The organism is Streptomyces scopuliridis RB72 (genome assembly GCF_000718095.1).
Taxonomy (GTDB): domain Bacteria; phylum Actinomycetota; class Actinomycetes; order Streptomycetales; family Streptomycetaceae; genus Streptomyces; species Streptomyces scopuliridis.
The window spans coordinates 120,950-145,474 of sequence record NZ_JOEI01000029.1 but is presented as its reverse complement, the minus strand read 5'-3'; the positions used below and the strand labels follow the sequence as shown (position 1 = coordinate 145,474).

Here is a 24,525-nt window from a genome sequence, read left to right as displayed (position 1 = left end):
CACCGTCGGCCCCTACTCCCAGCAGCAGTGGTACACCCGCGACAGCTCCGTCGGCGGCTGGACCAACGCCGTCTGGAACATGACCTTCTCCGGCGTCGAAGGCGCCCCCGCCCAGAGCTTCCCCAACCCGCCCTACACCACCCTCACCACCACCCCCGTCTCCCGCGAAAAACCCTTCCTCTACCTCGACGGCGCCGACTACAAAGTCTTCCTGCCGGAGCTGCGCACCAACGCGCGCGGCACCACGTGGGGAAGCGGCACGCCCAGGGGTACGTCCCTGCCGCTCACCCAGTTCTACGTCGCCAAGCCCGGCGTCTCCGCGGCCACCCTCAACGAGGCGCTCACGCAGGGGCTCAACCTGCTGTTCACGCCAGGGATTTACCACCTCGACCAGACCGTCCGGGTCGAGCGCGCGAACGCGGTGGTCCTCGGACTCGGCTACGCCACGCTCGTGCCGGACAACGGAGTGACGGCGATGAGGGTCGCCGATGTCGACGGGGTACGGCTCGCGGGCTTCCTGATCGACGCGGGAACCGTCAACTCCGCCACCCTGCTGGAGATCGGGCCGCAGGGCACCACCACCGACCACTCCGCCAACCCGACCACCGTGCAGGACGTGTTCATCAGGATCGGCGGCGCGGGCCCCGGCAAGGCCACCACCAGCATGGTCGTCAACAACCGGCACACCATCATCGACCACACCTGGGTCTGGCGCGCCGACCACGGGGACGGCGTGGGCTGGGAGACCAACCGGGCCGACTACGGCGTGGTCGTCAACGGCGCCGACGTGCTGGCGACCGGGCTGTTCGTCGAGCACTTCAACAAGTACGACGTCCAGTGGAACGGCGAGCGGGGCCGCACCATCTTCTTCCAGAACGAGAAGGCGTACGACGCCCCCAACCAGGCCGCCATCCAGAACGGCGCCACCAGGGGCTACGCCGCCTACAAAGTCGCCGACACCGTGACCACGCACGAGGGCTGGGGGCTGGGCAGCTACTGCTACTACAACGTCGATCCGACCATCCGCCAGGCCCACGGCTTCGCCGCGCCCGCGGTCCCGGGTGTGAAGTTCCACGGCCTGCTCGTCGTCTCGCTCAGTGGCAACGGGCAGTACGACCACGTCATCAACGCCATCGGCGCCGCCACCTCGGGCACCACGACGGTGCCCTCGACGGTGGTGTCCTTCCCCTGACGGCGGCGGGCGCGCGCCGCGAGCGGTTCACACTGCTCGCGGCGCACGCTGTAGACCGGTGCGCGGCGGGCCGGCATCCTGCGGCGGGACAAGGGGGTGCCCATGACGGACGGGATACCGGGCGCGATACCGGTCGGGAGCTATCTCTTCCTCACCCACTTCTGCGCGTCGAGCCCCGAGGCCGCCGGACTGGAGAGAGCCCTGCTGGCCGACCTCGGGACCGGCCGCTTCCGGACCCTGGAGGAGATCACCGCGTACTTCGACGGCCTGGAGCTGGTCGACCCGGGCGTCACCTATCTGCCGCTGTGGCGTCCCGAGGAGCCGGTCGAGCCGCCCCTCACCGTGGGCCAGTCCCTGATGGCGGGGGGACTCGCCCTCAAGGTGTAGCGCCCGGCGGCGGGGGGGTCCGGTTGGGTCCGCCATCCGTACGGTCCAACACCGCGCGCGGCCCGCCGTACGCGGGCGTGCAATGGACGGGTGACCGCGCCCCCGGACGACTGCCTCGCGCGCAACGAGTGGATCTGCGGCGACTACCTCTCCAGCCGCCGCACGATCCTGTGGGACGCGGTGCTCCAGCATCTCCACCTGACCTTCCTCGCCATCCTGCTCGCGCTGCTCATCGCCGTCCCCCTGGCCCTGGCGGCCCGCCGCTGGAACTGGGCGGTCGGGCCCGTGCTCGGGATCACGACCATCCTCTACACCATCCCCTCGCTCGCGATGTTCTCCCTGCTGCTGCCGCTGTACGGACTGGCCGCCTCGCTCGTCGTCGCCGGGCTGGTCCTCTACTCGCTGACCCTGCTCGTACGGAACATCCTGGCCGGACTGCGCGCCGTCCCCGAGGAGACCCGGCAGGCCGCCCGCGGGATGGGGTACGGACCGGTCCGGCTGCTGCTCACCGTCGAGCTGCCGCTCGCCCTCCCCGCCGCCATGGCCGGGCTGCGGATCGCGACCGTCTCCGCCGTCTCCCTCGTCACCATCGGGGCGATCGTCGGCTACGGAGGGCTCGGCAATCTCATCTACGCCGGGATGAACACCTTCTTCAAGGCGCAGGTGCTCACCGCCTCCGTCCTCTGCGTGATCATCGCCGTCGCCGCCGATCTGCTGCTGCTCGGACTCCAGCGGCTGCTCACCCCCTGGGCGAGGGAGCGCCGCGCGTGAACACCCTCGCGGCGGCCTGGTCCTGGCTCACCAGCGCCTCGAACTGGTCGGGGTCCGGCGGGGTCTGGAACCGGCTCGGCGAGCATCTCTTCCTCACCGTCGTGTGTCTGGTCATCAGCTGTGCGATCGCGCTGCCCGTCGCGCTGGTCCTCGGTCATCTGGGCAGGGGCGGCGCGCTGGCCGTCAATATCTCCAACGCCGGCCGGGCCGTGCCGACCTTCGCCGTTCTCGTCCTGCTGCTGCTCACCCCGATCGGCACGCACGGACAGTGGCCGACGATCATCGCGCTGGTGCTGTTCGCGATCCCGCCGCTGCTGACCAACGCCTATGTGGGCATGCGCGGGGTGGACCGTGATGTCGTCCAGGCCGCGCGTGGCATGGGGATGACGGGCGGTCAGCTGCTGCGGCGGGTCGAGGTGCCGCTCGCCCTGCCGCTGATCCTCACCGGTGTACGGATCGCCGCCGTCCAGCTGGTGGCGACGGCGACCATCGCCGCACTGGTCGGCGGCGGCGGTCTCGGCCGGATCATCACCGCCGGATTCAATCTCGCCGACACGCCCCAGGTGGTCGCGGGCGCGGTGCTCGTCGCCGTGTTCGCGCTGCTGGTGGAAGGAGTGTTCGAGCTGGTGCGGCTGCTGGGCCCGCGGTGGGTGAGGGGCGGGGGATGAGAGCGGCGCGTACCGCCGTCCTGGTCGCCTCGCTCGTCCTGGTCACCGGCTGCGCCACCGGACCGTCCCTGGAGAACCGGGGCGATGTCACCGCACCGCCCGGCGACAGCAAGCATCTGACCATCGGCTCGGCCGGCTTCACCGAAAGCGATCTGCTCGCCCAGATGTACGCGCTCCTGCTGAACCGCGCGGGCTACCACACCCGGATCCTCTCCGTCACCAACCGGGAGATCTACGAACCGGCCCTGGAGAGCGGCCAGATCGATGTCGTACCGGAGTACGCGGCGACCTTCGCCGACTGGCTGAACGCCAAGGCCCACGGCCCCGACGCGAAACCCGTCGGCTCACCCGACCTGGCCGCGACGATGAAGGCGCTGCGCTCGCTGGCCGCGCCACGCGGGCTGACCGTCCTCGATCCGGGCCGCGCAGTCGACCAGAACGCCTTCGCCGTCGCCGCCTCCTACGCCCGGAAACACCGGCTCAGGACACTGAGCGACCTGGGCAGATCCCGGCTGCCCGTCAGGCTCGCCGCGGGCGACGAGTGCGTACGGCGCCCGTACTGCGAACCCGGACTGAAGAAGACGTACGGCATCGACATCACCGGCATCGACCCCAAGGGCGTGGGGACGACACCGGCGAAGCGGGCCGTGCAGAACGGTCAGGACCAGATGGTCCTGACCACGACCACCGACGCGACGCTCGGCCAGTTCGGACTGGTGCTCCTCGCCGACGACAGACATCTCCAGAACGCCGACTACATCGTGCCCGTCGTCAACCGCGCACGGGCCGGCGGCAAGGGCGTGACGACGGCGCTGGACAAGCTGAACACCGTACTCACCACCAAGGACCTGGCCCAGCTGAACCAGCAGGTGGACAGCTGGCGCCGGCTCTCCGAGGACGTCGCACGGACCTATCTGGAGTCGAAGAGGCTGATCCCGGCCTCGCACTGACCCACCGGCGCTTCAAGGCGTGCGCAGTTCGACGGAGACGGCGGCGAGCGCCAGCGGCCCGGCCGCGAGAAGCGCGAGCGGCGGCAGCGCCCAGACGATCGCGGCGCAGAGCACCAGAGCCACCGCGATCAGTACGGACCCGGCCGGATCGGCGGCCGAGCGGCGGGCGGCGCCCCGTACGGCGGCGGGCCAGCTGCGCCGCGCCACCGGGTGCGCGGCGGCCCGTACCCCCACGACCAGCGCCCCCGCCCCGACGGCGGCCAGCGCGACCGAGACGGCTGCGGCCCCCGGCAGTCCGGCCCCGGCCAGCGCCAGATCCAGCAGGAACAGCGCACCGAGCGCGAGCAGCACCGCGCCGGCGACCAGCGTACGGGCGACGCCGTGTGCCCGGAGCGCGTCCCGGTACCGGCCGGCGGTCGCCGTCCGTTCCGAACGGGCGGAGTCCCGCAGTACGGAACAGCCGGCGGCCAGCGCGGCCGGGGCGGTGACGAGCGGCAGACTCGCCACCGTCGTGAACAGACCGACGGCGAGCATGTCGGCGAAGAGCGCGAAGCGCGGGCCGAACAGCTCCCCGGGCTCACGGCGGTCGTACGGCGAGGACGCGGTAGGAGGGGTGCCCATGGCGCTCATCCCTTCAGCCCGGAGGTCGCCATGCCCTGCACCAGATAGCGCTGGAACGCGGCGAAGAAGAGCACGATCGGCAGCAGCGAGATCACCGACATCGCGAACATCGGGCCGAACGCCGACTGGCTCGACTGGTCCACGAAGTTCCGCAGAGCCAGCGTGATGGTGAACTTCTCCGGGTCGAAGAGATAGATCAGCTGGGTGAAGAAGTCGTTCCAGCTCCAGATGAAGGTGAAGATCGCCGTGGTGATCAGCGCCGGACGGGTCAGCGGCAGCACCACGGACCAGAAGGAGCGGAACGGCCCGCAGCCGTCGATCCTGGCCGCCTCCTCCAGCTCGCGGGGCAGCCCCCGCATGAACTGCACGATGAGGAAGACGAAGAACGCCTCCGTGGCCAGGAACTTCGGCAGCACCAGCGGCCAGTAGGTGTCCACCATGCCGAGCTGGTTGAAGATGATGTACTGCGGGATCAGCACCGCGTGGTGCGGCAGCATCATCGTGGCGACCATGAAGCCGAACATCACACCCCGCATCCGGAACCGCAGCCGGGCGAAGGCATACGCGGCCAGCGAGCACGAGATGACATTGCCGAGCACCGAACCCGCCGAGATCAGCAGCGAGTTGGTGAGGAGAGTGGAGACCTTCACCCCGCTCACCCCGTCCAGGGCGGTGCTGTAGTTGCTCCACTCCAGCCGGCTCGGCAGCAGTTTCAGACTGGTCAGGACCTCGTCGGCCGGCTTGAGCGAGGTGGCGAGCAGCCACACCAGCGGATAGAGCAGGACCAGCAGGATCAGGGCGGCGGCCAGATGCAGGGCGATACGGCGGGCGCGATCGCCCGTACGGGTACGGGTGTTGCGCTTGCCGATGGCGGCGGTGGACATCAGGCCCCCTCGTTGGCGTAGAAGACCCAGGAGCGTGATGTCCTGAAGAGCACGACGGTCACCGCTCCGATCCCGAGCAGCAGCGCCCACGCCATGGCCGAGGCATAGCCCATGTGCGAGGCGGAGAAGCCGCGTTCGTACAGATAGAGCGTGTAGAACATGGTCGAGTCGGCCGGGCCGCCCTTGCCCCCGCTGATCGCGAAGGCGGGGGTGAAGACCTGGAACGACTGGATGGTCTCCAGCACCAGATTGAAGAAGAGGACCGGGGAGAGCATGGGCAGGGTGACGGAGACGAACTGCCGCCACCGCCCGGCGCCGTCGAGCGCCGCCGCCTCGTAGAGATCGCCCGGTATCTGCTGGAGCCCGGCCAGGAAGATCACCATCGGCGCGCCGAACTGCCAGACGGCCAGCAGCGCCACCACGAAGACCGACAGGTCGGGGTCGGCGACCCAGCCCCCGGTGTGGATACCGATCCGGGAGAGCAGATCGTCGACCGTACCGCCGTCGTTGTACAGCGCCCGCCACACCAGCGCGATCGACATACTGGCGCCGAGCAGGGACGGGGCGTAGAAGGCGGAGCGGTAAAAGCCCTTGCCGGAGCGCATGTTCTTCAGCAGCATCGCCACCCCGAGGGCGAGGGCCAGCTTCAGCGGGACCGCCACCACCACGAAGATCAGCGTCGTGCCGACCGAACGCCAGTAGCGGGGATCCTCGAAGAACATGTCCGTGTAGTTGCGCAGCCCGACCCACTTGGGGGCGTCGAAGAGGTTGTAGTCGGTGAAGGAGAGATAGAGCGAGACGGCCATCGGCGCGAGCGTCAGCAGGACGACGCCGAGGATCCAGGGGGAGAGGAAGACATAGGCGGGGCCCTGGCGTTCACGGCGGCGCGGGGTGCGCCGGGGCTCGCGCGCGCCGGCCGGGGGCGGGGACGCGGCCTGACGTGGATCTCTGGTGAGGCTCATCGCAGCTCCCTCTCCGCCTCGGCGACGAATTCCCGGGCCGCCTCGGCGGGACTCTGCATACCGTGGATCACCTGCTGGTAGATACGGGTGAAGGAGACCTGGAGGACCACATCACCCCGGGGCGGTGCCATCGGCGGGGGATCGACTCCGTACGCGGCGATCTTCCTGCCGTACTCGAAGACCTCCTTCTCGGGGCCTTTCAGGTCCGTGCCGATCGACCGCGCGATATCGCGGTTGGGCGGGGTGGAGCGGGTGACGCCGAGGATCTTCCCGGCCTCGGGGTCATTGAGCAGGAAGTCCGTCAGCGCCGCTGCCTCCTTGGGGTGTTCGGTGTTGGCGCCGGCGCCGATCAGGACGCTGGGCTTGAAGTACTGGCCCGCCTTGCCGTCCACCGTGGGGACGGGCGCGAGATGGACGTTCTCGCCCATCAGCGGGGCGTAGCCGAGGAACGGCCCGTCCCAGTTGAAGTCCGTGGCGGCCAGACCGCGCCCCATCGGACCGTCCTCGATCGCGCCGCCGATCTGGGAGGTGTCCTTGGCGTGCGAGGCCGTGCCCTCCTCGCGCAGACCGTTGGTGAACGTCCAGAACGCGGTGAGGTCTTCAGCGGTGAAGCCGAGCCGGTGCTGGGAGGCGTAGAGCTTCTTGCCGTGCCCGCGCAGCCAGTTCTCGAACGCGTCCTCGTTCACGCCGATATCGGTGAGCCCGGTGTACGGGCGTCCGTCCGGGCCCTTCAGCCCGAGCGCTGAGATCGCGCGGCCCGCGTCGGCCCACTCCTCCCAGGTCCAGCCGGGCTCCGGCGCCTTGAGCCCGGCCTTCGCGAACACCCTGGCGTCATAGGCGAATCCGGTGGAACCCTGCCCCATCGGCAGCGCGTACTGCCCGGGTCCGTAGCGGCCGGTGGAGACCAGCCCGGGGTCCATCGCACCGGTACGGAGCGTGCCGTCCTTGATGTACGGGGTGAGGTCGAGCAGGGTGCCGCTCCCCGCGTACTGGGATATCTGGCGGTAGTCGAGCTGGGCGACATCGGGCAGATCGCCGCCCGCGGCCTGGGTGGCGAGTTTCTGGACGTACGCCTCGTAGCCCGCGAAGGACGTCCGTACCCGCACGCCCGGATGTCGCTTCTCGAAGAGGCGTACGGCCTCGTTGGTGCGCTGGGCGCGGTTCTCATTGCCCCACCAGCTGAAGGTGAGGGTGATTCCGCCGCCCCCGGCGGACCCTCCGCCGGAGCAGCCGGTCAGCAGCAGGACGAGCGCGGTGAGCGCGGAGAGTGCCGCCAGGGCGGCGGTGCGGGGCGGGCCGGGCGGTCTCATGACCGTGCCTCCTGGTGAACCGTTTCTGACATCGTTGTCGGAAAGCGCTTTCTCCAGGAAACCTAGGGTTAACGCATGGTGCCGGTCAAGAGCTGTTTCGAATCGATTCGGCGTCGGGTCGCACAGGGCGGGGCGGGGCGGCGGGGCCGGGTGCGGCGGCCGGTCAGGGAGTCAGCCGGTCCGCCAGCCAGGCCAGTTGGGTGGCCTCCTGGTACGGACCGCCGCCCTCGTGGTCGTTGAAGTCGTACACCTCGATCGACTTGTCCTCGTGCGCGTAGGCGTTGAAGGCTCCGAAGACCGTGGACGGCGGGCAGGTCTCGTCCTCCAGGGCCGCCGAGAACAGCGCCGGAGCCCGGCCGCGCGCCGCGAAGTGCACGCCGTCGAAGTAGCTGAGCGTCCGCCAGGCGTCCGCCGTCCTGCCGCGGTAGGTCTTGAGGTAGTTGCCCACTTCCCGGTACGGATGGCGGTCGGTGATCGTCGTCGCGCGCGGGAAGTCGCAGAGGAACGGCACATCGGGCGCGATCGCCGCCAGATCCGGCACGAGCCCGCCCACCGCGAGCGTGATCCCGCCGCCCTGGCTGGTGCCCAGGGCCACCGTGCGCGAGGCATCGGCGAGGGGGTGGGAGCGCGCGGCTTCCACGGCGCGTACCGCGTCGGCGAAGAGCCGCCGGTAGTAGAACGCGTACGGGTCCTCGATGCCCCGGGTCAGAAAGCCGGGGTACGAGGAGGCGCTGCCCACTGGGTCGGGGGTGTCGCCGCCGTTCCAGCCGCCGCCCTGTCCCCGGGTGTCCATCACGAAGTGGGCGAAGCCGGCCGAGCCCCAGAGCAGATGGGTGTGCGGCAGGCCGCGCCCGCCGCCGTAGCCGAGGAACTGCACGACTATGGGGAGGGGTTCGGACGTACCGGCGGGCAGGACGAACCAGCCCTTGACCGGATGGCCGCCGAACCCGGCGAAGGTCACATCGAACACGTCCAGCGTGGCGAGCGCCGTCGGGACGGGCTCGAAGCGGGCGCGCAGATCGTGGCCGCGCGTCTCGGCGAGGGTGGCTTCCCAGAACCGGTCGAAGTCCTCCGGCTCCGTGGACCGGCTCCGGTAGCCGCGGAGTTCATCGAGGGGCAGGTCGAACAGGGACATTTAAGGTCACCTTGTCAAGGAGAGCGGGTCGCGGAAGACGGAACATCACACCGTACGACCGCAGGCCGCTCGGGCAGAAGTCCCTGGCGGAACCCCGGAAAGAAGTCCGGTCCACCCTCTTGACCCCGATCGCCCGGAGGTCCACAGTGCACGTTAATGCGCATAACTAATACGCATTAACGATTCCTGAGGAGCACGAGGAGTACCGGTGGACGAACCAAGGAAGCGTTCCCGGCCAGGCCGGGCCCCGGCTCCGGCCGGGCGCACCGCGCGGCCGCGCCAGTCGGAGGTCGCCCGGCTGGCCGGGGTCTCGCAGGCAACGGTCTCGCTGGTACTCGCGGGCAAGAAGCAGGGCGCCACGATCTCCGACGAGACCCGGCAGAAGGTGCTGGACGCGGCGCGCAGCCTCGGTTACGTACCCGATCCGGCGGCCCGCAGGCTCGCGGCGGCGCGCAATGACCTGCTGGGCGTCTTCAGCTTCACCGCCACCTTCCCGACGGATGTGCAGCACTCGTACTACCCGTTCCTGGTCGGCGTCGAGCAGGAGGCCGCCGCGCGCGGCTACGACCTGGTGCTCTTCACCGGTTCGAGCACCGGCGGCGCGGGGGCCGCCGGGCCGGACGCCCTCAGCAGGGTACGGCTGGCCGATGGCTGTCTCTTCCTCGGCCGCCACGCGCCGGCCGGGGAACTGCGGCGGCTGGTCGCCGACGGCTTCCCCGTGGTCCATATCGGCCGCAGGGACGAACTGGAGGGCCTGGCCTGGGTCGGCGCCGACTATGTCAGCGCCAGCCGTGAGGTGGTCGGCCGGCTCGCCGCGCTCGGCCACCGCAGGATCGTGCTCATCCGCGAGGACGACGACGCGCCCGCCTCCACCGACCGTGAACACGGCTTCCTGAAGGGGCTGGAGGCGGCCGGCCTGCCCGGCGGCCCCGCGGCGGTCTTCCGCTCGGCCGCCCCGGAACGCGAACTGACCGCGGAGCGGCTGCGCGGATGGACCGACGACGGAGTCACCGCCTTCGTCGCGGAGGAGACCGACACGGGCGGCGCCTGGCGCGCGCTGCGTACGGCCGTCCGTGACGCGCGAGTCGACTGCCCGAGCGAGGTCTCGCTCGCGCTCCTCGGCTCGCCGCCCCCGGACCTGGCGGACGGTCCGCAGGTCACCGGATTCGACATCCCCAGAACCCGGTTGGGCGCGGCGGCGGTACGCCTGCTCGCCGCGCTGGTGGCGGGGGAGGAGGCCGCGGAACCGCTGGTGTCCTGTGTCTTCAGGGCCGGCGCCACCGCCGGACCGCCCCCTGCCCCGTAGGCGGACCGGCACCACACAGCACCACACCCCAGGGCACAACACAGCACAACACAGCACCACAAGGAGATCCGTGATACCCGAACCGGACATTCTCATCGTCGGCGGCGGACTCGGCGGCGTGGCCGCGGCACTCGCCGCCTGCCGTGCCGGGCGCAGTGTCGTCCTCACCGAGGAGACCGACTGGATCGGCGGCCAGCTCACCTCTCAGGCCGTCCCGCCGGACGAGCACCCCTGGGTCGAGCGGTTCGGCACCACCGCCTCGTACCGTCACCTGCGCGAATCCATCCGGGACTTCTACCGCCAGTGGTACCCGATGCGGGCCGAGGCGCTGGCCCTCACCTCCCTCAACCCCGGCGCCGGCCGGGTCAGCAAGCTCTGTCATGAGCCACGCGTCGCCCTCACCGTCATGGAGTCCATGCTCGCGCCCCACCGGGCCTCCGGCCGGCTCACCCTCCTCACCGAGCACCGGCCGGTGGCCGCAGAGGCGGCCGAGGACGACACCGTACGGAGCGTCACCGTCGAGAGCCTGCGCGACGGCGGCCGGCGCACGATCGCCGCGCGCTATGTCATCGATGCCACCGAGACCGGCGAGCTGCTGGAACTCGCGGGTGTGGAGTACGCGGTGGGTGCCGAGGCCCGCGCCGAGTACGACGAGCCGCACGCCCCCGAGACCGCCCAGCCGCTCAACCAGCAGGGCATCACCGTCTGCTTCGCGCTCTCGTACCACGAGGGCGAGGACCACACGATCGAGAAGCCCGCCGACTATGACTTCTGGCGCTCCTACCGGCCCGATTTCTGGCCGGGGCCGCTGCTCGGCTTTCTCGCCCCGGACCCCCGCACACTGGAGGCCGTACCGCGTACCTTCGTACCCAACCCCGATCTCGACCCGCTCGATGTCAGCGCCGACCAGAGCGCCGACGCGGGTGACAAGGAACTGTGGGGCTTCCGCCGGATCCTCGCCCGCAAGCTGCACAGGGACGGTGCCTTCGACTCCGACATCACCCTGGTCAACTGGCCGCTCAACGACTACTGGCTGAAGCCGCTGATCGGCGGTGGCGCCGAGACGGCCGCCCAAGCCGTCGCCGAGGCACGGCAGTTGTCGCTCTCCGTCCTGTACTGGCTCCAGACCGAGGCGCCGCGCGCCGATGGCGGCACCGGCTTTCCCGGGCTGCGTCCGCGTCCCGATGTCACCGGCACCTCCGACGGCCTCGCCAAGGCCCCGTACGTACGCGAGTCGCGCCGGATCAAGGCGGTCACCACCATCACCGAACACGATGTCGCGATCGATCTGGTCGGTCCGTACGGCGGCACCCGCTACCGGGACTCGGTCGGCGTCGGTAACTACCGCATCGATCTGCACCCCTCCACCGGCGGCGACACCTATGTCGACATCGGTTCCGTGCCGTTCGAGATCCCGCTCGGTGCCCTCGTACCGCGCCGCGTCCGCAATCTGCTGCCCGCCGGAAAGAACATCGGCACCACCCACATCACCAACGGCTGCTACCGGCTCCACCCGGTGGAGTGGAACATCGGCGAGGTGGCCGGTGCCCTGGCCGCCCACTGTCTCGCCGAAGGCGTGGAACCGCACCAGGTCCAGTCCGAGGACAAGCGGTTCGACGCGTTCGCCGGAGTGCTCGACCGCGCGGGAATCCAGCGCAACTGGCCCGACGTACGCGGCTACTGACGCGCGTCGTCGTCCCACCTCGACGGACGGGGACGGCCGGACGGAAGCAGCTCCACCTGTCTCCGCCCGGCCCACCGCCCGCGTACCGGTCCTGGCCGGCCGACCGCATCGGCCGGTCAGGACCTGCCCACCGTGCACAAGGAGGTGCCCATACCATGACCACCCACCGCATCCGCGTCGGCATCGACGTGGGCGGAACCTTCACCGACGCCGTGGCCGTCGACGCCACGACCCTCGAACTGCTGGGGCAGGTGAAGGTTCCCACCAGCCACCACCACGAGGACGGCGTCGCCCACGGCATCGTGGAAGCGCTCGGCCGACTGCTGGACCGTACCGGCCACGCCCCTGAGGACGTCGCCTTCCTGGCCCACGGCACGACCCAGGCTACCAACGCCCTGCTGGAGGGTGACGTGGCCACCGTCGGACTGATCGGCATCGGCTCGGGCCCCGGCGCCGCGCTCACCCGCAGGCTCGCCGCCCTCGGCAAGCTCGAACTCACCCCGGGCAAGCGGCTCCCGCTCCACTACGCGCATGTCCCCGATCCCGATGACACCGCCGCTGTACGGAGCGCCGTCGATGACGTCGTACGGGAAGGGGCCGAAGTCCTGGTGGCCACACAGCCGTTCAGCGTGGACCGGCCGGAGGGCGAGGACGCCGTACTCGACGCGGCCCGCGGCCGGGACCTGCCGCTGACCGCCGCGCACGAGATCACCTCGCTGTACGGGCTCCACAAGCGGACCCGTACCGCCGTGGTCAACGCGGCGATCCTGCCACGGATGCTCGCCACCGCCGATCTGGTCGACGCCTCCATCACCAAGGCGGGCGTCAGCGCCCCGCTGATGGTGATGCGCTGCGACGGCGGTGTGATGTCCCTGGACGAGATGCGCCGCAGACCGCTGCTGACCGTGCTGTCGGGACCGGCGGCGGGGGTGGCGGGAGCGCTGATGAGGGAGCGGATCAGCGAGGGCCTGTTCCTGGAGACCGGCGGCACCTCCACCGATATCAGTGTCGTACGGCGCGGCAAGGTCGCCGTACGGCACGCCACCATCCTCGGCAGGACGTCCTATCTCTCCGCACTGGATGTCAGGACGGTGGGGGTCGGTGGTGGCTCCATGGTGCGGATCGGCGGCGGGAAGGTCACCACGGTAGGTCCGCGCAGCGCGCATATCGCCGGATTGCCGTACGCCTGCTTCGCCACCCCCGACGAGCTGCGCGGCGCGACCCTCGCCACCGTCAGCCCGATGGACGACGACCCGGCCGACTACGCGGTGCTCGACGCCGCGGGCGGCCGGTTCGCGCTCACCATGACCTGCGCCGCCAACGCCCTGGGGCGCGTCCCGGAAGGGGACTTCGCCCGCTGCGACCAGGAGGTGGCGCGGGCCGCGCTCGCCCCGCTCGCCGCCGCGCTGGGCACCGATGTGGCCACCGCCGCCGCGCGTGTCCTGGACGCGGGCACCGGCCAGGTGAAGGCCGTGGTGGACGCCATGATCCGCGACTACCGGCTCGACAAGGACACCGCCGTCCTGGTCGGCGGGGGCGGCGGCGCCGCGTCCGTCACCCCGCACCTGGCCGCGGTCTCCGGCCAGGAAGGCAGGATCGCCCGGCACAACGAGGTGATCAGCCCCATCGGCGTCGCCCTCGCGCTGGTCCGCGAACAGATCGAACGGATCATCCCGGGCGCGGGCCAGGAACAGATCCTCGCCGTACGCGCCGAGGCCGAACGGGCCGTCATCGCCCAGGGCGCGGCGGCCGACGGCGTCGAGGTCGAGGTCACCGTCGACCCGCAGACCCACACCGTCCGCGCGGTCGCCACCGGCGCCACCGAACTGCGCACCCAGGACCGCGCCCACCGCGCCGACGCGGACGAACGGCTGCGTGCCGCCGCCGCCAGCCTCAAGACCGGGACGGCCGAGGTACGGATCCTGGCGGACACCCCGTCCCACACCGTGTACGGCACCGAAGTGCGCCGCCGGTTCCGCGCCCCCCGCCATCCGGTGCGGGTGGTCGACGCGGACGGCGTCGTACGGCTGCACGCGCCGGACGCCCGCGTCGAGACCACCACCGCCGGCCGCGCCCCCGAGATACTGGCCGGGCTGGTGGGCGAGGCCACCTCGTACGGCGACGGCGGCGTCCGTGCCCCCGCGTTGCGTCTCCTCATCGGCGCCAGGATCGCTGACTTCTCGGGGGTCCTGGACCCGGGGCCTCTGCTGGCCCTCGCCCGAGGCGAACTCAGGGCCCGCGCCGCCGACGAACCCGTCATCGCCGTGCTGGAGGTACGGACATGACCCGTACGGTCACCACCGGGCGGGCCGTCCGTGAACTGGCGGAACTCGACGATATCGAGTTCGCCGTACGTCTCCTCGCCGCCACCCCCACCCACGAGGGCCGCGATCCGCGACTGCTGCGCCAATGGGCGTACGCCGCCGAGGAGTTCGGCGCCGCGCTCGATCCCGCACGGTGCACGGCCCGGATCATCGAGCGCGACGGAGGCATGGAGCGCGGACTCATCGCCCGCTACACCTCCCGGCCCCCGGCCGTCGAGCTGTACACCGACACGCTCGCGGCCGCCGAGGAGCTGGTCGACCGGCTCGGCTGGCGCGACTGGTACCCCGTCGGCTCCGTACGCGCCGCCGCCCTCGCCCATGAGGCCGTGCACCAACGGCTGCACCACGGACCGGACAAGGCCGCTCTGCGCCGCTCCCTCGGCCATGTCGTGCTACGCCTCGGCCGCCACACGGCGTACGGCCATGTCGCGGGCGCCGACGAGATCGCCGCCCATGCCCACGCCCGAGCGGTGTGCGGACTGGGCCGCAGCCCGCTGCTGCTGACCGCCGCGCTCGCGGCCACGGCCACTCCGCACGGAAGAGAGAAGTAACGCCATGGGCGTCGTCATTCTGCTGATCATGGCGGCCGGGGTGGCCGCGATGCTGAGCCGCAAACTCCCCACGGCCTTCGCGCTCGTCTTGCTGGCCCTCGCCATCGCGCTGGTCTCGGGCGCCCCGCCGACCGGCGAGAACAGTCTGCTGGACACGGTGCTCCAGGAGGGCGCCCCGGCACTCGCCGCCACCATGATCGCCATCCTGCTGGGCTCCTGGCTCGGCAGGCTGCTCGACGAGACCGGGATCGCGGGCACGCTCGTCCGCAAGATCGTCGAATTCGGCGGCGACCGGCCCGTGGTGGTCGCCCTCGGTGTGCTGGCCGTCTCCACCCTGGTCGGTACGGTCACGGGCTCGGCGCCGGCCGCGATGCTCGCCGGGATCATCGGTATCCCCGCGATGATCGCCGTCGGCATCCCGAAGGTCACCGCCGCGGGCACGATCCTGATGGGGATCGCCGCGGGTATGCCCTTCGAACTGCCCGTCTGGCAGTTCTTCTCCAGCGCGCTGGAACTGCCCATTCCGACCGTGCGCGGCTTCATGATCAAACTGTTTCCCTTCGCGCTGGCCGCCGCGGTCCTGTTCGTCCTCATCGAGACCCGGCGCAAGGGCGTCGAGCATGCCTGGTCGCTCAAGTCCGTTCCGGAGAAGCCGCTTTCACGCCGACAGCGGCTCGGCGACGCGCCCTGGTACGCGCTGCTGACGCCGGCCGTGCCCTTGATCCTCGCGCTCGGCCTCGAAGTGGCCATCGTGCCCTCGCTGCTGGCAGGTGTGGTGTACGCCCTGGTCACCACCACCCGGCCGGGGGAGATGAACAAGCGGCTGCTGCGGACGCTCTACAGCGGCTTCGAGACCGCCGCCGCGCCGATCGTGCTGTTCATCGCCATCGGGATCCTGCTGGCCGCGGTGAAGCTGCCGGGCGCGGTGGAGGCGCTGGCGCCGCTGGTGAAGGCGGTCAGCCCGCAGAACCCCGTGCTCTTCGTTCTGGTCTTCACCCTGCTGGTACCGCTCTGCCTCTACCGGGGCCCGCTCAATGTGTTCGGCCTCGGCGCGGGTATCGCCGGGGTGCTCATCGCGGCAGGCATCTACCCGGCCGTGGCGGTACTGGGCCTCGCCACCTCGTACAACCAGGTCTTCGGTGTCGCCGACCCGACCAGCACTCAGACGGTGTGGAGCGCGCAGTACGCGGGCGTCACCCCGCAGCAGGTGATGGCGCGCACCCTGCCGTACGTCTGGCTCGTCGCGCTCGGTGGATTCACCGTCACCGCCGCGACATACCTCTGACGCCCGCACCACTGTCCGGACCGCTCATCCACACCACTCCTGACACGCGCGACTCCTGATACGCGCGACTCCTGACACCCAACACTCCTGGGACGGAGCACCCCATGACCGAGCCGCAGAACCCGAGCCGCCGCATCTTCCTGCGCGGCGCCGTCGCCACCTCGGCCGTACTGGCCGCCGGCGTCGGCACCGCGCCGAGCGCCGCCGCGGCTCCCGGCGGATTCCCCGACTACCGTTATGTCAGAACCCTGCTGACGCCCTCTCAGCTGAAGTACAACCCGACCGGCGAGATCATCTTCCCGTGCATCCGGGGAACAGCGGGCCGGATCGCGGGCGCGCTCGGCCGGTACTACCTCTACTACGCGCCGCACGACGCGCCCGGCGGTATCTGCCTGGCGTACGGCGACTCCCTGGAAGGCCCGTTCACGGAGTACCCGGCCAATCCGCTGGTCTCGCGCACCTGGCAGCCCCACTACTCGGTCAGCCATGTCTCGTCCCCGCATGTGCTGTGGAACGAGGACGCCAAGGAGATGTGGCTCTACTTCCACGGCGAGAACACCACCACGCGACTCGCCCGCTCCAAGGACGGCATCACCTTCACCTACGACAAGGTGGTGCTGTCGACCTCGATGATGCCCGCCGGGTCCACGGAGACCTCTTACGCGCGGGTCTTCGCACACAACCTGCCGTCGAGGAACGCCCGCTACGTCATGCTCTTCATGCTCAACAACACCACCAACCATCGTGACATCGCCTGGGGCTGGTCACCGGACGGCCGGAACTGGACCTTTGATCAGACCCCGCTCGTACGCCACTCGGACGTCGGCGCGGTCAATGTCGGCGGCCCGCATCTGCTGACCCGTAACGGCAGCGCGTACGTGGTCTACAACAAGGACAAGCAGAGCGGCGGCGACCTCATGATCACGGAGGTCGGCAACGACTTCACGCGCCGCGACCACCTCGGCGTCTTCTACAACTCCGCCGCCGGCGCCCCGGACAACGGCCGCAGTGCCGCTCCGAGCTTCGGCACGGACGGCGGAGTGCCGTACATGGTCTACGAGGCGGGCGAGCGGCTCGCGGGATCGATCGCGGTCGCCCGCGGATAGCGTCCGTCGGTACGGGACCCGGCCGCCGCGCCGGATTCCGTACCGCCACCGCTCACGTTCACGCGTCCGACACCGAGTCGAAGTCGACCTCGTCGCGCCCGATGCCCTGGGCGTCCGCGTCCACCGAGCGGCGCAGCGCCTCGTGCAGCTTCGCCGGGGTCAGCACCCCGGCGAAGCGCGCCCCTTCCAGCACCGCCACCCACCCCGCGTCATGCTGGAGCATCTCGCTGAACGCCTGCTTCAGCGGGGACCCGAGCGGCACCCACGCCTCCATCCGGCGGGCGAGGTCACCGACCGAGCCGCGCTCCCCGGCCTGCGCCAGCGCGTCGGCGGAGACCCAGCCGTGCAGTTCGCCGTCGCCGTTCAGCACCACCGCCCAGCGGGCCCGCTGGGCACGCATCCGTGCCGCCGCGTCCCGGGCCGGCTCGTCGGTCCTCGCGACCGGCGGCTCCTCCAGATCGGCCGGCTCGACGGCGGTCACCGAGAGCCGCTTCAGCCCCCGGTCCGCGCCCACGAACCGGGCCACATACGGCGTGGCCGGGGTGCCGAGGACCGCCGCGGGGCTGTCGTACTGCTCGATACGGCCCTCCCCGTACACCGCGATACGGTCGCCCATCCGCACCGCCTCCTCGATGTCGTGCGTCACCATCAGCACCGTTTTGCGCACCGTCGCCTGGAGCTTCAGGAACTCGTTCTGCAACCGCTCGCGCACCACCGGGTCCACCGCGCCGAACGGCTCGTCCATCAGCAGCACCGGGGGATCGGCGGCCAGGGCGCGCGCCACCCCCACCCGCTGGCGCTGCCCGCCCGACAACTGCGCCGGATAGCGCGGACCGTACGTCGCCGGGTCGAGCCCCACCAGATCGAGCAGCTCCGCCGCCCGCTCGCGCGCCTTCGCCTTCTTCCAGCCGATCAGGGCGGGCACGGTCGCGGTGTTGTCGAGGATCGTGCGGTGCGGGAAGAGCCCCACCTGCTGGATGACATAGCCGATCCGGCGGCGCAGCTGTACCGGGTCGACCCCCGATATGTCCCGGCCCTCGACGAATATGCGTCCCGAGGTGGGCTCGATCAGCCGGTTCACCATCATCATCGTGGTCGTCTTGCCACAGCCGGAAGGCCCCACCAGCGTGACCAGTTCGCCCTCGTCGACGTCGAAGGACAGCTCGTCGACGGCGGCCGTTCCGTCCGGGTAGACCTTGCTGACCTGCTCGAACCGGATCATGACCTCACGCTAGGAGCGGTCGGGCCGCCGCGCGCGCGGGCCGGGACTGTCCGGGGAACCGCGTACGCGCTGAACGCGGAGCGCCCCGGGTCCGTACAGGTCGTCACACGCCGTCGCGGAACGGGGTGGCACGGAGCGGGACGCCCGGGGCGGGGCGGCTTCGGCCGGGCCGCGCCCCGTGTGCTGAACTGTGCGGCGTGACTGCCCCGGGAGGGGCGCGTGACCGGCCCCGGAAGGGGCGAGCGAGAACAGGAGCACCCTTGACCAGCTACCGCCAGCCCGGCGTCGTCCTCACCGACCACCGCTTCACGGTCCCGCTGGACCATGCCGATCCGTCGGGGGAGCGGATCGAGCTGTTCGCCCGCGAAGTCGTCGCGAGCGCGCGGGCGGAGGCGGATCTGCCCTGGCTGGTGTACCTGGAGGGCGGTCCGGGCTTCGGCGCGCGCCGGTTCATCGGCCGGCAGGCGTGGCTCGGCCGCGCCCTGGAGGAATTCCGGGTGCTCCTCCTCGACCAGCGCGGCACCGGCCTCTCCACCCCCGTCAACCGGCAGACCCTGCCCCTGCACGGCGGCCCGGAGCAGCAGGCCGGTTATCTCGGGCACTTCCGCGCCGACTCGATCGTGCGGGACTGCGAGACGATACGGCCGCTGCTGACCGGCGGCGCCCCCTGGACCGTGCTCGGCCAGAGCTTCGGCGGCTTCTGCGCCACCCACTATCTCTCCACGGCTCCCGAGGGACTGGAGACCGTGCTGATCACCGGCGGGCTGCCCTCGCTGGACGCCACGGCCGACGAGGTCTACCGCGCCGCGTACCCGCGCGTCGCGCGCAAGGTGGAGGCGTTCTACGCGCGCTATCCGCAGGACATCGGCGCGGCCCGCCGGATCGCGGAGTATCTGGCCGAGCACCGGCCCGTACTCCCCACCGGCTATATCCTCACGCCCGAGGCGTTCCAGTCCCTGGGGATCATGCTGGGCGGCGGGGACGGCAGCCATCAGCTGCACTATCTGCTGGAGAACGCCTTCGTCCGTACGCCGAAGGGCCCGGCGCTCTCCGACGCGTTTCAGGAGAGCGTGGCCACCGCCCTCTCGTACGCCGGACATCCGCTGTACGCCGTGCTCCACGAGGCGATCTACGGCCAGGACAGCCGGCCGACGCAGTGGGCGGCCGAGCGGGTGCGCGGCGAGTTCGCGCGGTTCGACGCGGCCAAGACCCTTGCCGGGGAAGGGCCGTTGTACTTCACGGGCGAGTCCATCCACCCCTGGCACTTCGACTCCGACCCCGCGCTGCGCCCGCTGCGCGAGGCCGCCGAACTGGTCGCGGCTCGTGCCGACTGGAGCCCGCTCTACGATCCCGCCCGGCTGGCCGCCAACGAGGTGCCGGTCGCCGCGGCCGTCTACCACGACGACATGTATGTCGACACGGAACACTCCCTGCGCACCGCGCGCGCGATCCGCGGGCTGCGGACGTGGGTGACGGACGAGTACGAGCACGACGGGCTGCGGGCGGGCGGTCCGCACGTCCTGGACCGGCTGCTCGCGCTCGTACGGGACGAGGACTGAGGCCGGGCGCCGCCACCGGCCCCGGTGTCACCAGGTCTAGGCCGGTCCCACCGGACTCGCCGAGCGGATGCCGGGGGCCGGGTGGACAATGGCCCCGAGGGGACCGGTGCCCTGCTGTGTGCGAAGCCGGAGCGAGCGGGTGGATCCCGAACGCGGGAGGTGGTTGGCATGCTGCTGCCGGACAGACATCTGGTGGCCGATCTGCTGGCCCGGTACCGGGCCTGGGAACGGCTGGTGCTCGCCGATCCGCTCGACGAGGACACACGCGGACGGTTCGAGGACGTGGCGTACACCCTCTGTGTGCTGATGGGACAGCGCACCGCACGTGAGGCGATCTGGCAGGCGGAGGCATATCTGCGCCGGATCAGGCCCGTTCCGCTCTTCCCGGAGGGAACGAAGCCCGTAGCTCCGGGAGTCAAGCCGTAGGACCCGTCGCCGTGAGACCGGTACACCTGGAGACCTGTACGCCTGGGACCTGTACGCCTGGGACCTGTACGCCTGGAGACCTGTTGCCGTGCCGAGTGCGTCGTCGGCCCGGCGCGGCCCGGCAAATCCTTTTGCTGTCCCGGCAATCGATGATGCAATGGGTCCATGGATGACGACGCCCGGCTCGAAGACGTACTGAACGAAGTGGGACCCCGGCTGCGCAAGATCCGGCAGGAGCGCGGCGCCACACTGAGCGCGCTCTCCGAGGCCACCGGTATCTCCGTGAGCACCCTCTCGCGGCTGGAGGCGGGCCGCCGCCGCCCCAGCCTCGAACTGCTGCTGCCCATCGCCCGTGCGCATCAGGTCCCGCTCGACGAACTGGTCGGCGCGCCCCACGTCGGTGACCCCCGGGTGCGCACCAAGCCGATCGTGCAGGGCAACCGTACGATGCTGCCGCTCACCCGCCAGCCGGGCGGGCTGCACGCGTACAAGATCATCATCCAGCCCTCGCCGGACGACTACTGCGAACAGCGGACCCATGAGGGGTATGAGTGGCTCTATGTGCTGGCGGGCCGGCTGCGGCTGCGGCTCGGTGAACACGATGTGGTGCTCGGCGCTGGGGAGGCGGCCGAGTTCGACACGCACGTACCGCACTGGTTCGGGCCGGCCGCGGACGCGCCGGTGGAGTTCCTGAGCCTGTTCGGTCCGCAGGGCGAGCGGATGCATGTACGGGCACGGCCGAAGGCGTCCTGAGGGGCGGATTCCGGGCGGGTCGTTCGCGGGCGGGATGTTCCCAGCGAGGCAAGCGACTGCTTAGTATGCGCACGAGTGCGGTACTGCCCATCGTGTGTGGAGGCCCCGAATGCAGGCATGGCGAGTGCACCGGAACGGCGAGCCGGGCGAGGTGATGCGGCTCGAAGAGGTGGAGCGTCCCGTGCCCGGCGAGGGACAGGTCCCGCTCCTGGTCCGGGCGGCGAACATCAACTTCCCCGACGCCCTGCTCTGCCGGGGCCAGTACCAGGTCCGGCCGCCGCTGCCCTTCACCCCGGGCGTGGAGATCTGCGGCGAGACGGAGGACGGACGCCGGGTCATCGCCACGCCCGCGCTGCCGCACGGCGGCCTCGCCGAGTACGTGGTCGCCGACGCGGCCGCGCTGCTGCCCGCGCCCGAGGCACTGGACGACGCGGAGGCGGCGGCCCTGCATATCGGCTATCAGACGGGGTGGTTCGGACTGCACCGGCGGGCGCGGCTCCAGCCGGGGGAGACCCTCCTCGTCCACGCGGCGGCCGGCGGGGTCGGCAGCGCGGCCGTCCAGCTCGGGAAGGCGGCCGGGGCCACCGTCATCGGGGTCGTCGGAGGTCCGGACAAGGCGCGGGTGGCCCGGGAGCTGGGCTGCGATCTGGTGATCGACCGCCGTGCGGACGAGATCGTCGGCGCGGTCAAGGAGGCCACCGGCGGCCGGGGCGCGGATGTCGTCTACGACCCGGTGGGCGGCGACGCCTTCGCCAAGTCCACCAAGTGCGTGGCCTTCGAGGGGCGCATCGTGGTCGTGGGCTTCGCGAGCGGCGCGATCCCCACCGCGGCCCTCAACCACGCGCTGGTGAAGAACTACTCGATCATGGGCCTGCATTGGGGCCTCTACAACACCAAGGACCCGGCGGCGGTGGCCGGTTGCCACCGGGAGCTGACCGCGCTCGCGGCCCGGGGCGCGATCAAGCCGCTCATCAGCGAACGGGTCCCCATGAAGGACGCCGCCGACGCGGTCCAGCGGGTCGCCGACGGCATCACCACCGGACGCGTGGTCGTCCTCCCGGAGGGCGATGCCCGATGACCGACGCCGCCGAACTGCGCTCCCTCACCAGGAAGTTGCTGGCCGAGCATCCGCCGGCCACCACCGGCCGCACCGACTTCCTCAAGGCGCGCTTCGACGCCGGACTCGCCTGGGTGCACTACCCGGCGGGGCTCGGCGGGCTCGACGCGCCGCGCTCCCTCCAAGCCGTCGTGGACGCCGAGTTGACCGCCGCGGGCGCGCCCGACAACGATCCGCGCCGGATCGGCATCGGCCTCGGCATGGCCGCGCCGACCATCCTCCGCTACGGCACCCAGGAGCAGAAGGAACGCTTCCTGCGGCCCCTGTGGGTCGGTGAGGAGGTGTGGTGCCAGCTGTTCAGCGAGCCCGGCGCCGGATCCGACCTGGCCGCGCTCGGGACCCGCGCGGTACGCGACGGCGACTCCGCCTCCGGCGACTGGATCGTCAACGGGCAGAAGGTATGGACCTCCAGTGCCCATGTCGCCCGCTGGGCCATCCTCATCGCCCGGACCGACCCGGACCTGCCCAAGCACCGGGGCATCAGCTACTTCCTCTGCGATATGACCGACCCCGGCGTAGAGGTACGGCCACTGCGCCAGATCACCGGCGAGGCCGAGTTCAACGAGGTCTTCCTGACCGACGTACGCATCCCCGACGCGCACCGCCTCGGCGAGATCGGCGACGGCTGGAAAGTCGCACAGACCACGCTGATGAACGAGCGCGTCTCCATCGGCGGCGCTCGGCTGCCCCGGGAGGGCGGCATGATCGGTACGGTCGCCCGCACCTGGCGCGAGCGACCCGAGCTGCGCACCCATGAGCTGCGTCAGCGGCTGCTCACCCTCTGGGTGGAGGCGGAGGTGGCGCGGCTGACCGCGGAGCGGCTGCGTCAGCAGCTCGTCGCCGGACAACCGGGCCCCGAGGGCAGCGGGATGAAGCTCGCCTTTGCCCGGCTCAACCAGGAGATCAGCGGTCTGGAGGTCGAACTCCTCGGGGAGGAGGGCCTGTTGTACTCCGACTGGACCATGCGCAGGCCGGAGCTGGTCGACTTCACCGGACGGGACGCCGGGTACCGCTATCTGCGCGCGAAGGGCAACTCCATCGAGGGCGGTACGAGCGAGGTACTGCTGAACATCGTCGCGGAACGCGTGCTCGGCCTGCCCTCGGAGCCGCGCAACGACAAGGACGTCGCCTGGAAGGACCTGGCCCGATGACCGACGCTTCCCCCGATCTGCTCTACTCGGACACCGAGGACGATCTGCGCGCGGCCGTACGGTCGTTGCTCACCGACCGTGCCGATGTACCGGCGGCGCTCATCCTCGCCGAGGCGGGAGATCCGTACGACGCGGAGCTGTGGACCTCGCTCGCCGCCGGGATCGGCGCGTCGGGGCTGCTCGTCCCGGAGAAGCTCGGCGGCCAGGGCGCGGGCCATCGCGAGGCCGCCGTCGTCCTGGAAGAGCTGGGCCGGGCTGTCACGGCCGCGCCGTATCTCACCAGCTCCGTGGTGGCGACCGAGACGCTGCTCGCCTGCGACGGGGAGAGCACCGAGAGCACGGATGTCGCGGGCCTGCTCACCGCGCTCGCCCATGGCCACCGGGTCGCGGTGCTCGCGGTGCCGCTGTCCACCGCCCCGGACGGACCGCTCCCCGCCGGCGCGGGAACGGTGACCGGGGTCGCCGACGCCGTACGCGCCGATGTCCTGCTCGTGGTGCGTCACGACGGGCTGTACGCGGTCGAGACGGCCTCGCCCGGCGTCACCGTCGAGCCGCTGACCCCGCTCGATCTGACCCGGCCGCTCGCCGCGGTCACCGTCGATCCCGCCGCCGGTATCCGGATCGCCGAGGCGCCCGCGGCGCAGGCCGCCGTACGCCGTGGACTGCTGGCCGGGGCGGGACTGCTCGCCTCCGAGCAGCTCGGTATCGCCGAGTGGTGTCTGGAGGAGACCGTCCGGCACACCCGTGAGCGCAAGCAGTTCAACCGGCCGATCGGGTCCTTCCAGGCGCTCAAGCACCGGATGGCGCAGCTGTGGCTGGAGGTCGTCTCGGCCCGCGCGACGGCCCGTAACGCCGCCGACGCGCTGGCCACCGGCAGCCCGGAGGCGCCCCTCGCGGTGGCTCTCGCGCAGGCGTACTGCGGACGGGTCGCCGTTCACGCGGCCGAGGAGTGTGTCCAGTTGCACGGCGGGATCGGGATGACCTGGGAGCATCCCGCACATCTGTATCTCAAGCGCGCCAAGTCCGATGAGATCGCCTTCGGTTCGAAGGGCCGGCATCAGGAGACGCTGGCCGCGCTCGTCGATCTGCCAGGACCCCGGTAGCCGATCCGCCCCGCCGATGGCGGGCCGCGGTCACAGCCGTCTGGACAAGCACCCCTTT

At 71.0% G+C, this 24,525-nt stretch carries 22 protein-coding genes and 1 pseudogene; 17 read left to right on the top strand and 6 right to left on the bottom strand.

The annotated features are described in order from the left end of the window. From IF11_RS0129930 to IF11_RS0129910, 5 genes and pseudogenes are all read left to right on the top strand, one after another. Positions 1–1,192, top strand: a pseudogene (locus IF11_RS0129930) (coagulation factor 5/8 type domain-containing protein); the annotation flags it as partial. A gap of 102 nt (positions 1,193–1,294) precedes the next feature. Further along, entirely contained in the window at positions 1,295–1,579 is a 285-nt protein-coding gene (locus IF11_RS0129925; protein WP_030354896.1) for an SAM-dependent methyltransferase, read from the top strand. 90 nt (positions 1,580–1,669) lie between these two features. Then, positions 1,670–2,350 carry an ABC transporter permease gene (locus IF11_RS0129920; RefSeq protein ID WP_030354895.1) on the top strand — a complete coding sequence of 227 codons (681 nt, stop codon included), beginning with the start codon at positions 1,670–1,672 and terminating at the stop codon, positions 2,348–2,350. Continuing rightward, positions 2,347–3,018, top strand: coding sequence for an ABC transporter permease (locus IF11_RS0129915; protein ID WP_030354894.1), 672 nt, complete (start codon positions 2,347–2,349; stop codon positions 3,016–3,018). Before IF11_RS0129920 ends, IF11_RS0129915 begins: the two co-directional genes overlap by 4 nt. Next, entirely contained in the window at positions 3,015–3,968 is a 954-nt protein-coding gene (locus tag IF11_RS0129910; RefSeq protein WP_030354893.1) for an ABC transporter substrate-binding protein, read from the top strand. The genes IF11_RS0129915 and IF11_RS0129910 overlap by 4 nt, the downstream gene beginning before the upstream one ends. Before the next feature lie 12 nt (positions 3,969–3,980). On the opposite strand, the gene IF11_RS0129905 is transcribed toward IF11_RS0129910, so the two are convergent. From IF11_RS0129905 to IF11_RS0129885, 5 genes are all read right to left on the bottom strand, one after another. Beyond that, positions 3,981–4,589 carry a hypothetical protein gene (locus IF11_RS0129905; RefSeq protein ID WP_030354892.1) on the bottom strand — a complete coding sequence of 203 codons (609 nt, stop codon included), beginning with the start codon at positions 4,587–4,589 and terminating at the stop codon, positions 3,981–3,983. A gap of 5 nt (positions 4,590–4,594) precedes the next feature. Then, a complete protein-coding gene (locus IF11_RS0129900; protein ID WP_030354891.1) occupies positions 4,595–5,473 on the bottom strand; it encodes a carbohydrate ABC transporter permease in 879 nt (292 codons plus the stop codon). Then, a complete protein-coding gene (locus IF11_RS0129895; protein WP_030354890.1) occupies positions 5,473–6,435 on the bottom strand; it encodes a carbohydrate ABC transporter permease in 963 nt (320 codons plus the stop codon). The genes IF11_RS0129900 and IF11_RS0129895 overlap by 1 nt, the downstream gene beginning before the upstream one ends. Beyond that, positions 6,432–7,745: an ABC transporter substrate-binding protein gene (locus IF11_RS0129890; protein WP_030354889.1), complete on the bottom strand. Its 1,314-nt coding sequence runs from the start codon at positions 7,743–7,745 to the stop codon at positions 6,432–6,434. The genes IF11_RS0129895 and IF11_RS0129890 overlap by 4 nt, the downstream gene beginning before the upstream one ends. 163 nt (positions 7,746–7,908) lie before the next feature. Beyond that, the gene (locus IF11_RS0129885) at positions 7,909–8,880 is read right to left on the bottom strand and encodes an acetylxylan esterase (protein WP_030354888.1); all 972 of its coding nucleotides are present in this window, start codon (positions 8,878–8,880) and stop codon (positions 7,909–7,911) included. Between the two features lie 208 nt (positions 8,881–9,088). Between IF11_RS0129885 and IF11_RS0129880 the strand changes: the two genes are divergently transcribed. From IF11_RS0129880 to IF11_RS0129855, 6 genes are all read left to right on the top strand, one after another. Further along, the gene (locus IF11_RS0129880) at positions 9,089–10,186 is read left to right on the top strand and encodes a LacI family DNA-binding transcriptional regulator (protein ID WP_030354887.1); all 1,098 of its coding nucleotides are present in this window, start codon (positions 9,089–9,091) and stop codon (positions 10,184–10,186) included. A gap of 70 nt (positions 10,187–10,256) precedes the next feature. After that, entirely contained in the window at positions 10,257–11,870 is a 1,614-nt protein-coding gene (locus IF11_RS0129875) for an FAD-dependent oxidoreductase (RefSeq protein ID WP_030354886.1), read from the top strand. 155 nt (positions 11,871–12,025) lie between these two features. Continuing rightward, positions 12,026–14,155 (top strand): hydantoinase/oxoprolinase family protein, encoded by a 2,130-nt coding sequence (locus IF11_RS0129870; protein ID WP_030354885.1) that lies wholly within the window; start codon positions 12,026–12,028, stop codon positions 14,153–14,155. After that, positions 14,152–14,745 (top strand): hypothetical protein, encoded by a 594-nt coding sequence (locus IF11_RS0129865; protein WP_030354884.1) that lies wholly within the window; start codon positions 14,152–14,154, stop codon positions 14,743–14,745. Before IF11_RS0129870 ends, IF11_RS0129865 begins: the two co-directional genes overlap by 4 nt. A gap of 4 nt (positions 14,746–14,749) precedes the next feature. Beyond that, positions 14,750–16,030 (top strand): TRAP transporter large permease, encoded by a 1,281-nt coding sequence (locus IF11_RS0129860; RefSeq protein ID WP_030354883.1) that lies wholly within the window; start codon positions 14,750–14,752, stop codon positions 16,028–16,030. A gap of 104 nt (positions 16,031–16,134) precedes the next feature. Further along, on the top strand, positions 16,135–17,136 hold the full coding sequence (locus tag IF11_RS0129855; RefSeq protein ID WP_030354882.1) for a glycoside hydrolase family protein: 1,002 nt from the start codon (positions 16,135–16,137) through the stop codon (positions 17,134–17,136). Between the two features lie 58 nt (positions 17,137–17,194). Here the strand turns inward: IF11_RS0129855 and IF11_RS0129850 are convergent, their stop codons facing one another. Next, positions 17,195–18,358 carry an ABC transporter ATP-binding protein gene (locus IF11_RS0129850; protein WP_030354881.1) on the bottom strand — a complete coding sequence of 388 codons (1,164 nt, stop codon included), beginning with the start codon at positions 18,356–18,358 and terminating at the stop codon, positions 17,195–17,197. A 260-nt stretch (positions 18,359–18,618) separates the two neighbouring features. Here IF11_RS0129850 and IF11_RS0129845 point away from each other — a divergent pair, with 260 nt between their 5' ends. The 6 genes from IF11_RS0129845 (at position 18,619) to IF11_RS0129820 (ending at position 24,467) form a co-directional block, all read left to right on the top strand. Further along, positions 18,619–19,917 carry an alpha/beta fold hydrolase gene (locus tag IF11_RS0129845; RefSeq protein WP_030354880.1) on the top strand — a complete coding sequence of 433 codons (1,299 nt, stop codon included), beginning with the start codon at positions 18,619–18,621 and terminating at the stop codon, positions 19,915–19,917. 168 nt (positions 19,918–20,085) lie between these two features. Beyond that, positions 20,086–20,343, top strand: coding sequence for a DUF5133 domain-containing protein (locus IF11_RS0129840; protein ID WP_037728899.1), 258 nt, complete (start codon positions 20,086–20,088; stop codon positions 20,341–20,343). Positions 20,344–20,508: 165 nt separating this feature from the next. Next, a complete protein-coding gene (locus IF11_RS0129835) occupies positions 20,509–21,096 on the top strand; it encodes a helix-turn-helix domain-containing protein (RefSeq protein WP_030354878.1) in 588 nt (195 codons plus the stop codon). 109 nt (positions 21,097–21,205) lie between these two features. Then, positions 21,206–22,174, top strand: a complete 969-nt coding sequence (locus IF11_RS0129830) for an NADPH:quinone oxidoreductase family protein (protein WP_030354877.1) — start codon at positions 21,206–21,208, stop codon at positions 22,172–22,174. Continuing rightward, complete coding sequence (locus IF11_RS0129825) at positions 22,171–23,364, top strand: acyl-CoA dehydrogenase family protein (RefSeq protein ID WP_030354876.1); 1,194 nt, start codon at positions 22,171–22,173, stop codon at positions 23,362–23,364. Before IF11_RS0129830 ends, IF11_RS0129825 begins: the two co-directional genes overlap by 4 nt. Further along, complete coding sequence (locus tag IF11_RS0129820; protein WP_030354875.1) at positions 23,361–24,467, top strand: acyl-CoA dehydrogenase family protein; 1,107 nt, start codon at positions 23,361–23,363, stop codon at positions 24,465–24,467. Before IF11_RS0129825 ends, IF11_RS0129820 begins: the two co-directional genes overlap by 4 nt. Positions 24,468–24,525 lie beyond the last annotated feature (58 nt).

Excerpts from the sequence above, each read along its gene's own strand:
- IF11_RS0129890 (WP_030354889.1), bottom strand. The coding sequence starts at position 7,745 with ATGAGACCGCCCGGCCCGCCCCGCACCGCCGCCCTGGCGGCACTCTCC.
- IF11_RS0129905 (WP_030354892.1), bottom strand. The coding sequence starts at position 4,589 with ATGGGCACCCCTCCTACCGCGTCCTCGCCGTACGACCGCCGTGAGCCC.
- IF11_RS0129910 (WP_030354893.1), top strand. The coding sequence starts at position 3,015 with ATGAGAGCGGCGCGTACCGCCGTCCTGGTCGCCTCGCTCGTCCTGGTC.
- IF11_RS0129835 (WP_030354878.1), top strand. The coding sequence starts at position 20,509 with ATGGATGACGACGCCCGGCTCGAAGACGTACTGAACGAAGTGGGACCC.
- IF11_RS0129825 (WP_030354876.1), top strand. The coding sequence starts at position 22,171 with ATGACCGACGCCGCCGAACTGCGCTCCCTCACCAGGAAGTTGCTGGCC.
- IF11_RS0129855 (WP_030354882.1), top strand. The coding sequence starts at position 16,135 with ATGACCGAGCCGCAGAACCCGAGCCGCCGCATCTTCCTGCGCGGCGCC.
- IF11_RS0129850 (WP_030354881.1), bottom strand. The coding sequence starts at position 18,358 with ATGATCCGGTTCGAGCAGGTCAGCAAGGTCTACCCGGACGGAACGGCC.
- IF11_RS0129885 (WP_030354888.1), bottom strand. The coding sequence starts at position 8,880 with ATGTCCCTGTTCGACCTGCCCCTCGATGAACTCCGCGGCTACCGGAGC.
- IF11_RS0129860 (WP_030354883.1), top strand. The coding sequence starts at position 14,750 with ATGGGCGTCGTCATTCTGCTGATCATGGCGGCCGGGGTGGCCGCGATG.
- IF11_RS0129820 (WP_030354875.1), top strand. The coding sequence starts at position 23,361 with ATGACCGACGCTTCCCCCGATCTGCTCTACTCGGACACCGAGGACGAT.
- IF11_RS0129830 (WP_030354877.1), top strand. The coding sequence starts at position 21,206 with ATGCAGGCATGGCGAGTGCACCGGAACGGCGAGCCGGGCGAGGTGATG.
- IF11_RS0129870 (WP_030354885.1), top strand. The coding sequence starts at position 12,026 with ATGACCACCCACCGCATCCGCGTCGGCATCGACGTGGGCGGAACCTTC.
- IF11_RS0129925 (WP_030354896.1), top strand. The coding sequence starts at position 1,295 with ATGACGGACGGGATACCGGGCGCGATACCGGTCGGGAGCTATCTCTTC.
- IF11_RS0129900 (WP_030354891.1), bottom strand. The coding sequence starts at position 5,473 with ATGTCCACCGCCGCCATCGGCAAGCGCAACACCCGTACCCGTACGGGC.
- IF11_RS0129840 (WP_037728899.1), top strand. The coding sequence starts at position 20,086 with ATGCTGCTGCCGGACAGACATCTGGTGGCCGATCTGCTGGCCCGGTAC.
- IF11_RS0129865 (WP_030354884.1), top strand. The coding sequence starts at position 14,152 with ATGACCCGTACGGTCACCACCGGGCGGGCCGTCCGTGAACTGGCGGAA.
- IF11_RS0129895 (WP_030354890.1), bottom strand. The coding sequence starts at position 6,435 with ATGAGCCTCACCAGAGATCCACGTCAGGCCGCGTCCCCGCCCCCGGCC.